Source organism: Bifidobacterium amazonense, assembly GCF_018555435.2.
In the GTDB taxonomy this organism is placed as follows: Bacteria; Actinomycetota; Actinomycetes; order Actinomycetales; family Bifidobacteriaceae; genus Bifidobacterium; species Bifidobacterium amazonense.
The window spans coordinates 1-10,881 of record NZ_JAFEJT020000084.1 but is presented as its reverse complement, the minus strand read 5'-3'; the positions used below and the strand labels follow the sequence as shown (position 1 = coordinate 10,881).

The window sequence follows — 10,881 nt, the reverse complement described above, 5'->3', positions numbered from 1 at the left end:
TCCCGTCCCTGGCCTTGATCTCGCTGATGTCCGTCAGCCACTTCTCGTTCGGACGCTCGGCCGTGAAGTCCCGGTCGACGAGATTGGCGGGAGCCGGCGTCGTCTCGCCCTCGTAGGAACTATACCTGCGTCGCTTGGGCACGTGCGCCACGAGCCCTTCCTCCGCCATGATCCTGCGGACCACCTTCTCCGATACGCCGGTCTTGAGCACCGCCTTGATCCTGCGGTACCCGTACCTGCCCTTGGAATCGGCGAACGCCCCGGCCACCTCTGCCCTGAGTCCGGCGTACTTGTCAACGCCGAGCCGGGCGTGGTGGTAGTGGTAGCTGCTGGGCGCGATGGCGAGCAAGCATGTCATCGAGCTGAGCGAATACGCCGGCCTCAACCGGTCGATCAACAGGGTCTTCTCCCTGTTCGACAGGCGCCGCAGGTCGGCGCCGGGGTCTTTTTTTACGACCTCCACCACCTCCCGCATCAACGCGTTCTCCAGCTCCAGTTCCTCGACCCTGCGGCGCAAAGCCTCCGCGTCATCATCATCGGCTGCGGACGGCCAGCGACGGGAGTCCGCGGGCTTATTGCCCTGCGCGGAGTTCCTGTTTTTGGGCTGCAACGCGGCCATGCCGCCCTTGCGGTACGCCCTGACCCAGCCATGCACCGCGCCGACGCTCACGCCGAGCTGTTTGGCGGCCTGCTTCTGCTGCATGCCGCCCAGCACCAGCTCGACTGCCCTTCGCCTGGTCTCCAGTGGGATGATGGGTTTGGCCATATGGCCAGCATACCGGGAATCCATCGCCAGCCAACGCTCCAGACACTGCCTGGTCGGATAACCCAGATGCTCCACCACCTGGGCCGTCGTCATCGGCGTGGTGAAATACAACTCCACCGCACGCTCTCGTTCCTCAAGACTGAACATACGAAAATCTTTCCGTTCGGTCTCCAAGAAAACGTCCGCAGCCCCTTATCTGTGCCCGGTCAGGTGGTGATCACGCCGCACGCCGGCGAGATGGCGGCGCTGCTCAACCGGCTCGAGGCCGATTCGTCGCCGAGGTCGGGCGCCGCTCAGGCCGATGAGACGACGGAGGACGCCCCTGCCGGCCCCGCTTCCGATGGTGCCGCCGTCCGCGCCGACGCCGGCACCGCCGAATCCGGTGCGTTGGGGACCGACGCACCGACGGACGGCCGGGACGGGACGGACGCGATCGCCGCGGCACCGGAGCGGACCGGCCGGCCGCGTCACGCCGGCTCCACCGATTCGTCACGGTTCACCGCGCAGGATGTGGTGTCCCAGCCGCTCGCCAGTACACGCCACGCGCACGAGCTGACCGGCGCGACGGTGCTGCTCAAGGGCGCGGTGACCATCGTCGTGGATGAGGACCACGTCTATGTCTCCGGCAGCGCCCCCACATGGCGGGCCACCGCCGGCGTCGGCGACGTGCTTGCCGGGCTCGCCGGCGCACTGCTGGCGCAGCAGGGTGCCGAGATCACCACGGCCGAGACGGTGGCGTCCGCCGCCTACCTGCATGGCATGGCCGCGGCGATCGCCTCGGAATCCGAGCAGCAGGGCTGGCAGGAGCCCGAGCTGGTGGGGCACGGCCGCCGTCAGCGGGTCATGACGCTTGGCCACCCCATCGTGGCGGGCGACGTGATTCGCGCCATCCCTGAGGCCACCGCCGACGTCATCGCGTGATGGCCGTCGCATGGGGGCCCGACCGGGGTCCAGCGGAGCGCAACCGCACCCGCGTCTCAGGCCTCCGGCCCGCCCTCGATGTCGAGACGGTAGCCCATGCCGGTCTCCGTCCTCAGGTATCTGGGCCGCGCGGGGTCCGGCTCGATCTTCTTGCGCAGCTGCGAAACATACAGTCGCAGATAACCAGTGTCCTTGACGTGCTGCGCCCCCCAGATCGAGGTGAGCAGGTCCTGACGGGTCACGAGCTTGCCGGCATTGCGCACCAGCACTTCGAGCACCTTCCACTCGGTGGGTGTGAGCCGCACGCGAATCTCGCGTCCCGCTCCCCCGCGGAACACGGCGTGCGCGTTGAGGTCCACGGTCACGTCGCCGAACCGCATCAGCGGCGTCTCGCTTTCCGCTGAGTTCTCCTGCGAAACCCGGCGCAGCAGGGCGCGGATGCGGGCCAGCAGCTCGTCGATGGACACGGGCTTGGTCACATAGTCGTCGGCGCCCGCGTCCAACGCCGCCACCTTCTCACGCGCGTCGGTGCGCCCGGACACCACCAGGATCGGCGCCTCGGTCCAGCCGCGCACGCCCTGGATCACGCCCATGCCGTCCATCCTTGGCATGCCGAGATCCAGCATGAACAGGTCGGGATGCTCCTCGACCGCCGCCGTGATGCATTCGACGCCGTCACGCGCGGTGACGATGTCGTAGCCCTGCGAGTGCAGGGTGATCTTCAACGCCTTGAGAAACTGCGGATCGTCGTCCGCCACCAGAATCTTCATCGGCGTGCCTCCTCTCCCGAATCCGTCATCGACGGGCCCATGCCCGTCGTTCTATCACCGGTGCCGGCGTCGACGACATCCATCAAGGCCGGCTCCTCGCCAGACCGCAGGCCGTCTGCGGAAACGCCGTCGTAGCGCTGTTCGTCAACATCCGCGTCCGCAGCGTCCCGCCGCTCGTCGGGTGCGGAATCGGAGCCCGACGCCGACTCCGCACCCGCCCCGGCGTCGCCGTCGGCCGGGGAGCCGGAATCGTCGGCGTCCGCATCCCCCGCATCCTTGCCGCCGCGCATGATGCCGTAGTTGATGAACCGGTCGAGCCCGCGCTCGTCGGACTGCCCACTGCCCGGCAGCGGCAGGATCACATCGGACATGGCCCCCGACACGTTCAGCGTGTCCTTGGCAAGGATGTCGGCCGGATTGGGCCGGTCGCCGGCCGGAATCGGCTGTCCGGCGCGCAGCTTCTGGTCGGCCACGCGCAGGGTGATCACGATGGTCAGGCCGCCGCCCGGCGTGTCCTCGGGACTGATCGAACCGCCCATCGATTCGACGAACCCCTTCGACAGCGCCATGCCCAGACCCAGACCGGTGGTGTTGTCCGTGTCGCCGAGCCGGTGGAACGGCAGGAAGATGTCGTTCTTGCGCGAGTCGGGCACGCCGGGGCCCTGATCGGCCACGCGGATCTCGACCATGCCGTTGAACGAGGAGGCGGACAGCCGTACCCGCTTGGAGGACGGGGTGAACCGCATCGCGTTGACCAGCACGTTCGACAGCGCGCGGCGGAGCAGGGCCGGGTCGGCCACGACCAGCGGCAGGTCGGGGGCGATGTCCAGGTCGATGGACCACGGCCCGATGCCGAGTTCGTCGAACAGCGGGATGATCTCCTCTCCCACGTCCGTGGCCACCAGCGACAGCGGCAGCGCACCCTCGCGGATGCGCGAGACGTCGAGCAGGTCGGTGACGAGTTTGGTGAGCTGCTTCAGACCGTTGGAGGCCACGTTGAGCAGTTCCTTGCGGTCCCGCGCGCTCATCGTGTCGCCCATGCGCTGCAGGCCGGAGACGGCGGCGGTGGCCGAGGCAAGCGGACGGCGCAGGTCATGGCTGACCGCGTTGAGCAGGCCGGTGCGCACCTTCTCGGCGGCGGCGAGCGGGCCGATCTCTCTGGCCTTGCGCTCCAGATCCTTGTGCTCGAGCACGGTCTGGATCTGTGAGAGGATGGCCAGCAGCATGCGCTGGTCCAACGCCTCGACGGGCTTGCCGTACAGCTTGAGTTCCGGCCCGGCGTCCGACATGGCTATGGTCTCCGGCTCCGCGACCGAGGCGGCCACGTCTCCGCCTCCGTCGGTGGCGGAATCCGTCTTCGTACCCGGCTCGCCGTCCGAGATGATGATGTGACCGCCCTGCACGACGCGCACGCAGGAGAAGCCGAACGCCTCGCGGGTGCGGTGCACGATGGCCTGGAGCGGATCGTCGCTGCGCAGCACCGCCCCGGCCACGCTGGCCAGGATCTCCGATTCGGCGCTGGCACGCTGGGCCTGCCGCGCGATGGTGTCGGCGCGGTCCACCACCGCGGAGACGATGATGCCCACGAGCACGTAGAGCACGATGGTCACCATGTCCGAGGCGCGCACCACGTGGAAGGCGCCTATGGGCACCGTGTAGAGCAGGTCCAGCACCAGTCCGGAAAGCACCGCACACACCATGGCGGGCATAAGCCCGCCGATCACGGCGGAGACCACCACCAGCATCTGCAGCACCAGGGCGTCGCGCTGCGCATAGGCGGGCGCGCTGAACCGGTACAGCATCCAGCCGGTGAGCAGCACGGACAGCATGGCGAACGCGAACCCGGCCGCCCTGCGCCTCCACGCGATCGGATGCCTGTTCGAGGAGGGCATCCTGAAGCCCTTGTTGACGAACGAGTGCGTGACGATATGGACGTCGATGTCCCCGGATTTCTCGATGATGCCGTTGGGCGTGGAGGGCCGGCCCAGCCAACGCGAAAGCGCGTTGCGCCGGGAGACGCCGACGATCACCTGCGTGGCGTTGTTCGCATGCGCATAGTCGAGCAGGGCCTCCGAGATGTCCTCGCCGACGATCTGATGATAGGTGCCGCCCAGCTCCTCGACGAGCTCGCGCTGCTTGATGAGCAGGGCGGGGTTGGAGCCGGCCAGCCCGTCCTCGGGGGTGACGTGCACGGCGATGAGGTCGCCTCCACCGGACGCCCGGGCCACACGGGCCCCGCGCCGCAGCAGCTGCTCGCCTTCGGGCCCGCCGGACAGCGCAACGATCACACGCTCGCGCGTCTCCCATTTGGCGTTGATGTGGTGCTCCTCGCGGTAGGCCTTGAGCGCCTCGTCCACGCGCCCGGCCAGCCAAAGCAGGGCCAGCTCGCGCAGGGCGGTGAGGTTGCCGACGCGGAAGTAGTTGCTCAGGGCCGCATCCACGCGGTCGGGCTTGTAGACGAATCCGGCGGCCAAACGCTCGCGAAGGCCCTCGGGCGGCAGATCTACCAGCTCGACCTGGGAGGCGGAGCGCAGCACCTTGTCCGGCACGGTCTCCTTCTGCGTGCTGCCGGTGATCTCGCGCACCACGTCATTGAGCGATTCGATGTGCTGCACGTTGATGGTGGTGATCACGTCGATGCCGGCATCGAGCAGGTCCAAGACATCCTGCCAGCGCTTCTTGTGCACCGATCCGGGCGCGTTGGTGTGGGCGAGCTCGTCGACGAGCGCCACCTGCGGATGCCGTTCGATGATCTTGAACAGGTCCATCTCCTCGAGCCACATGCCACGGTAGCGCAGCCGGCGCCGCGGCATCATCTCGAGCCCTTCGGCGGCCTTGGCCGTGGCGGCGCGCCCGTGGGTCTCCAACAGGGCGATGACCACGTCCTTGCCGTCCTCCTGCAGGCGATGCCCCTCCCTGAGCATCGCGCACGTCTTGCCCACGCCTGGCGCGGCGCCCAGCAGCACCCTGAACGTTCCTCGTGCCTGTGCCATATCATCAGCCCCTGTATTCCCAGACATTCCAATACGACTGTATACGATAAACGCCGTCAGGGGTGGTGACGCGAATACCCCGCATCACCACCCCTGGCGGCCGGCCGCGGCCCGCCACGGCGATCGACGACAACGCGTCAGCCGAATCGCCGACGGACCGCGTGCCGACTCACCTGAGCTCGTCAAGCGCCAGATTGAGCCGGACCACGTTCACCGTGGGTTCGGCGATGAACCCGAGCCCACGACCGGTGGTGCACTTCCTGACCAGATTCTCGACCTGCTCCTCGCTCAACCCGCGTTCCTTGGCCACGCGCTTGACCTGGATGGCCGCGTATTCGGGGCTGATCTCCGGGTCGAGCCCGGAGGAGGACGCGGTGAGGGCGTCGGCCGGCACGTCCTTGGGGTTCACGCCCTCACGCTTGGCGATGGTCTGGCGCAGCTCCGAGGTGGACTTGATGAAATCGGCGTCGGCGTGGCCCTTGTTGGTGCCGGCGGACGCGGCCGCGTAGTAGCCCTGGCTGTCCTCGTCCTTGTTCGGGTCGGATGCGGCCGACGGGCGGGACTGGAAGTACTGCGGCAGCGCGTCGCCGTTGGCGTCCGTGAAGGACTGGCCGATCAGCGACGAGCCGACGACCTCGCCCTGCGCGTTGGCGATCATCGAGCCGTTGGCCTTGTCGGGCATGCCCAGCTGGCCGATGCCGGTCATCGCGAACGTGTAGACGATCACGATGACGGTGAAGACGATCACCGCCTTGAGCCCGGCCCAGTAGGCGCGCAGGTTCAGCGAAATGGTATTCTTCATGACAATCACTCTTTCCTAGTCGATCCTCGGATCAGAAGCCCGGGATCAGACGGACGAACAGGTCGATGATCCAGATGCCGATGAACGGCGCGATGATGCCGCCCAGACCGTAGACCCTGAGATTGCGGCCCAGGATCTTCTCGCTGGCCTCGGCGCGGTACTTGACACCCTTGAGGGCCAGCGGGATGAGCAGCACGATGATGATCGCGTTGAAGATGATCGCGGAGAGCACGGCGGACAGCGAGCTGTGCAGACCCATGATGTTGAGCAGGCCGAGTCCCGGGAACTTCTCCATGAACATGGCCGGGATGATGGCGAAGTACTTGGCCACGTCGTTGGCGATGGAGAAGGTGGTCAGGGCGCCGCGCGTGATGAGCAGCTGCTTGCCGATGGCCACGATGTCGATGAGCTTGGTCGGATCGGAGTCGAGGTCGACCATGTTGCCGGCCTCCTTGGCCGCCGAGGTGCCGGAGTTCATGGCCACGCCGACATCGGACTGGGCGAGGGCCGGGGCGTCGTTGGTGCCGTCGCCGGTCATGGCGACGAGCTGGCCCTTGGCCTGCTCCTTCTTGATGTAGGCGAGCTTGTCCTCGGGCTTGGCCTCGGCGATGAAGTCGTCCACGCCGGCCTCCTTGGCGATGGCCTTGGCCGTGAGCGGGTTGTCGCCGGTGACCATGACGGTGCGGATGCCCATCTTGCGAAGGTCGGCGAAACGCTCCTTCAGGCCCTTCTTGACGACGTCCTTGAGCTGGACGACGCCGAGCACCTTGGCCTCGCCGTTGGCATACTGCTCGGCGACGACCAGCGGCGTGCCGCCCTGGCCGGAGATGGCGGCCACGCGATCGTGCAGGGCGTCCCTCACCTCGGTGGTCATGGCACCGCCTTCCCTGTCGATCCATGCCTCGACGGCGGAGGTGGCGCCCTTGCGGATACGGTCGCCGTTCGGCAGGTCGAGTCCGGACATACGGGTCTCGGCGGTGAACGGCACGGCCACGGCTCCCGGCACCTCGTCCACGTCGAAGCCGTCGGACTTGGCAAGCGCCACGATCGACTGGCCTTCGGGCGTGGCATCGGCCAGCGAGCTCAACGCGGCCGCCTTGACGATGTCGTCGTGGTCGACGCCGGGCAGGGCGTGGAATTCGGAGGCCTGGCGGTTGCCGTAGGTGATGGTGCCGGTCTTGTCGAGCAGCAGCGTGGTCACGTCGCCGGCCGCCTCGATGGCGCGGCCGGAGGTGGCGAGCACGTTGCGTTGCACCAGACGGTCCATGCCGGCGATGCCGATGGCGGACAGCAGGGCGCCGATGGTGGTCGGGATGAGACAGACGAGCAGGGCGACCAGCACCGTCAGGCTCACGGAGGCGCCCACCGCGGAGGCCTGCGGGTTGATGCACAGCACCACCACGAGGAAGATGATGGTCAGGGAGCTCAGGAGCACGTCCAGGGCGATCTCGTTCGGGGTCTTCTGGCGGTTGGCGCCTTCGACCAAGGCGATCATCTTGTCCACGAAGCTTTCGCCGGGCTTCTGGGTGATGCGCACCACGATGCGGTCGGAGAGCACGCGGGTGCCGCCGGTCACCGAGGAGCGGTCGCCGCCGGATTCGCGGATGACGGGCGCGGATTCGCCGGTGATGGCGGATTCGTCCACGGAGGCGATGCCGGAGATGATGTCGCCGTCGCCGGGGATGAGCTCTCCGGCGGAGACGACGACCACGTCGCCGAGCTTCAGGTCCGAGCTGGGGACCTCCTCGATGTAGGATGGACCCTCGCCGCGCTCGGGGGCGCGCACGTCCGGGTCGTTCTTCTCGTCGTAGCCCTTGACCAGACGGGCGGGCGTGGTGGTGCGAGTCTTGCGCAGCGCGTCGGCCTGCGCCTTGCCGCGGCCCTCGGCCACGGCCTCGGCGAGGTTGGCGAACAGCACGGTGGCCCACAGCACGATGGCCACGATCCAGGTGAAGTAGACCGGCTCGCCGTCGGTGAGGGCGGCGTCGAACAGCTGGCACACGCCCAGCAGGGTCAGGAACGCGGCGCCCACCCACACGATGAACATCACGGGGTTGTGCCACATGTTGCGCGGGTCGAACTTGCGGAACGCATCCGGCAGGCTCTTGCCCAGCATCGCGCCCAACGACTGCTCGTTGGACTTCTTGACGTCGTTCGCGATGGAGGTCGCGCTGTTGTTGACGTCGTTCGCGGTTGCGGAAGTCATATCAAGCCACCAAACCTTCTGCCAACGGTCCCAGAGCAAGCGTCGGGAAGAACGTCAGCGCGGAAATCAGGAAGATAACGAACACCAGCAGGATGACGAACAGACCGTTGTCGGTCTTCATCGTGCCGGCGGTCACCGGCACCTTGTCCTGCTTGGCAAGCGAACCGGCCAGCGCGATCACCAGGGCGATCGGCAGGAAACGGCCGATGAGCACCGCCAATCCCAGCGTGGTGTCGAGCCACGGGGTGTCGGCGGTGAGTCCCGCGAAGGCGGAGCCGTTGTTGTTCGCGGCCGAGGTGAAGGCGTAGACGACCTCGGAGAAGCCGTGGTTGCCACTGTTGTTGAGCGACGTGTCGAAGATCGACTGACGTGCGAACGGCACGGCGAAGCTCAGGGAGACGCCCACCACCACGGTGATCGGCATGACGAGGAAGTACAGCGAGGCCATCTTCATCTCGCGCGGGCCGATCTTCTTGCCGAGGTATTCCGGCGTGCGGCCCACCATGAGGCCGGCGATGAACACGGCCACGACGGCCATCACGAGGATGCCGTACAGGCCCGCGCCCACGCCGCCCGGGCTCACCTCGCCGAGCATCATGTTGAGCATGTAGATCATGCCGCCGAGTGCGGTGTACGAGTCGTGCATCGAATTGACGGCGCCAGTGGAGGTCGAGGTCGAGGTGGTGCCGAACAGGCCGGACCACACGATGCCGAAGCGGGTCTCCTTGCCTTCCATGGAACCACCGGTCAGGGAGGTGATCGGGTCGCTGGCGAAGGATTCGGCGGTCACCACGGCGAAGAAGCTGATGCCGAAGATGATGACCATCGCGCCGAGCAGCGCGTAGCCCTGCCGGATGTCGCCGACCATGCGGCCGAAGGTGCGGGTCAGGGCCACCGGAATGGCGAGCATGAGGAGAATCTCGATGAGGTTGGTCCACATGTTCGGGTTCTCGTACGGGTGCGACGAGTTGGCGTTGAAGAAGCCACCGCCGTTCGTGCCGAGCTCCTTGATGACCTCCTGCGAGGCCACCGGGCCCTGCATGATCTTCTGGGTGCCACCGGCGACGGTGTTCACGTCCACGAACCCGGCGAAGTTCTGCGCCACGCCCAGCGCCATCAGAATGATGCCCATGACGATGGAGATCGGCAGCAGGATGCGCATCGTGCAACGGGTCAGGTCGACCCAGAAGTTGCCGATGGTCTCCGACCTGCGCCATGCGAACCCGCGCACGAGCGCCACGGCCACGGCGATGCCCACGGCCGCGGACACGAAGTTCTGCACGGCGAGGCCGGCGAACTGCACGGTGTAGCCGAGCGTGACGTCCGGCGAATACGACTGCCAGTTGGTGTTGGTCACGAACGAGGCCGCGGTGTTGAACGCGAGCGGGCCCTGGACGTTCGGGAAGCCCAGCGAGAACGGCAGCCACTGCTGCACGCGCTGCAGCAGGTAGAGCACCAGCACGCTCATCAGGGAGAACCCGAGCACACCGCGCAGGTACGCCTTCCAGGTCTGGCCCTTCCTGGAGTCGATGCCGACGACCTTGTAGATCCACTTCTCGAAGAAGAGGTCCCTGTCGGTCGTGAACACGTTGAACATGTAATCGCCAAGCGGCTTGTATATCGCCGCGAGGATGATGGCAATCAGCGCGAATGCCATGATCGCAAATACATATACCATGTGATGAACCTTTGATTCCTAAGATCTCTCAAGTACAGTCCGGTATGGTTCAGAACTTCTCGGGCCGGCACAGGGAATAAATCATGTACGCGATTCCCGCGACACCCAGCATGACACCCAGCACAGTGAAGAACGTCGTCATAGTCTGTCCACCCACTTTCCGAACAGGTCGAACAGGACGAAGATGACCACCGTACTCACAACGTAGGCAACATCCACCCACCAAGGCATGTCTTTCTCCTTATCATCGAACGGACCCGGTGCCGTATTCCGCAGCCCCGCCTTGCCTGTCTCGCGGAGTCATATGCTCCGGAGTGGCCTGCGCGGCTGCCGACAACGTCATCGAGTCATTTCGTTTTCATCGTATGAATTCAGGGCGGGGCGAGGACCGGTTTTTACGGGTTACATATATGCGCGGGAACTTACGGCGGCGATTCCTAACACTTTGCTAACATAAAGGCGTTGCAACCACAACTAGAATCAGCCCAGTGGGTGTCATGGGTGGGAACGAGCCGGAGACGGCGAACGTGATCCGCATCGGCGTGTTGGATAATGATCCGTTCGCGTTGGATGCGATGTGCGCGATGATCGCGGCCATGTCCCGTGATTTGCGCATCGTGTGGAGCACGGGTTCGCCTGCGGTGGCGATCGAGCACTGTCACAACGCGCACACGAGGCCGGACGTGCTCGTATTGGACATGGCGTTGGGCGGCATCACCGGCGCGGACGTGTGCCGGCGCATCCG

7 protein-coding genes and 1 pseudogene are annotated in these 10,881 nt (G+C 66.3%); 2 read left to right on the top strand and 6 right to left on the bottom strand.

The window, feature by feature from the left end; all coding sequences use genetic code 11:
• The coding region (locus JS533_RS12740; protein WP_241515104.1) for an IS3 family transposase at nucleotides 1–913 on the bottom strand (913 nt) is incomplete at its 3' end.
• A 42-nt stretch (nucleotides 914–955) separates the two neighbouring features.
• Here JS533_RS12740 and JS533_RS13880 point away from each other — a divergent pair.
• Nucleotides 956–1,687: pseudogene (locus JS533_RS13880) on the top strand (NAD(P)H-hydrate dehydratase); the annotation flags it as partial.
• A 56-nt stretch (nucleotides 1,688–1,743) separates the two neighbouring features.
• Here JS533_RS13880 and JS533_RS12730 read toward each other — a convergent pair.
• The 5 genes from JS533_RS12730 to kdpA form a co-directional block, all read right to left on the bottom strand.
• On the bottom strand, nucleotides 1,744–2,457 hold the full coding sequence (locus JS533_RS12730) for a response regulator (protein ID WP_241515103.1): 714 nt from the start codon (nucleotides 2,455–2,457) through the stop codon (nucleotides 1,744–1,746).
• Nucleotides 2,454–5,450 carry an ATP-binding protein gene (locus JS533_RS12725; protein WP_214358570.1) on the bottom strand — a complete coding sequence of 999 codons (2,997 nt, stop codon included), beginning with the start codon at nucleotides 5,448–5,450 and terminating at the stop codon, nucleotides 2,454–2,456. The genes JS533_RS12730 and JS533_RS12725 overlap by 4 nt, the downstream gene beginning before the upstream one ends.
• Nucleotides 5,451–5,619: 169 nt before the next feature.
• Nucleotides 5,620–6,252 carry a K(+)-transporting ATPase subunit C gene (kdpC, locus tag JS533_RS12720; protein ID WP_214358571.1) on the bottom strand — a complete coding sequence of 211 codons (633 nt, stop codon included), beginning with the start codon at nucleotides 6,250–6,252 and terminating at the stop codon, nucleotides 5,620–5,622.
• A 31-nt stretch (nucleotides 6,253–6,283) separates the two neighbouring features.
• Nucleotides 6,284–8,458 (bottom strand): potassium-transporting ATPase subunit KdpB, encoded by a 2,175-nt coding sequence (gene kdpB, locus JS533_RS12715; RefSeq protein ID WP_214358572.1) that lies wholly within the window; start codon nucleotides 8,456–8,458, stop codon nucleotides 6,284–6,286.
• A 1-nt stretch (nucleotide 8,459) separates the two neighbouring features.
• The gene (gene kdpA / locus JS533_RS12710; protein WP_214358573.1) at nucleotides 8,460–10,136 is read right to left on the bottom strand and encodes a potassium-transporting ATPase subunit KdpA; all 1,677 of its coding nucleotides are present in this window, start codon (nucleotides 10,134–10,136) and stop codon (nucleotides 8,460–8,462) included.
• A gap of 497 nt (nucleotides 10,137–10,633) precedes the next feature.
• Between kdpA and JS533_RS12705 the strand changes: the two genes are divergently transcribed.
• Nucleotides 10,634–10,881: helix-turn-helix domain-containing protein (locus JS533_RS12705; protein WP_476727090.1), on the top strand; the 248-nt coding region annotated here is incomplete at its 3' end.

Coding starts and splice junctions, on each gene's coding strand:
- JS533_RS12725 (WP_214358570.1), bottom strand. CDS start 5,450: ATGGCACAGGCACGAGGAACGTTCAGGGTGCTGCTGGGCGCCGCGCCA.
- kdpA (WP_214358573.1), bottom strand. CDS start 10,136: ATGGTATATGTATTTGCGATCATGGCATTCGCGCTGATTGCCATCATC.
- JS533_RS12730 (WP_241515103.1), bottom strand. CDS start 2,457: ATGAAGATTCTGGTGGCGGACGACGATCCGCAGTTTCTCAAGGCGTTG.
- kdpB (WP_214358572.1), bottom strand. CDS start 8,458: ATGACTTCCGCAACCGCGAACGACGTCAACAACAGCGCGACCTCCATC.
- kdpC (WP_214358571.1), bottom strand. CDS start 6,252: ATGAAGAATACCATTTCGCTGAACCTGCGCGCCTACTGGGCCGGGCTC.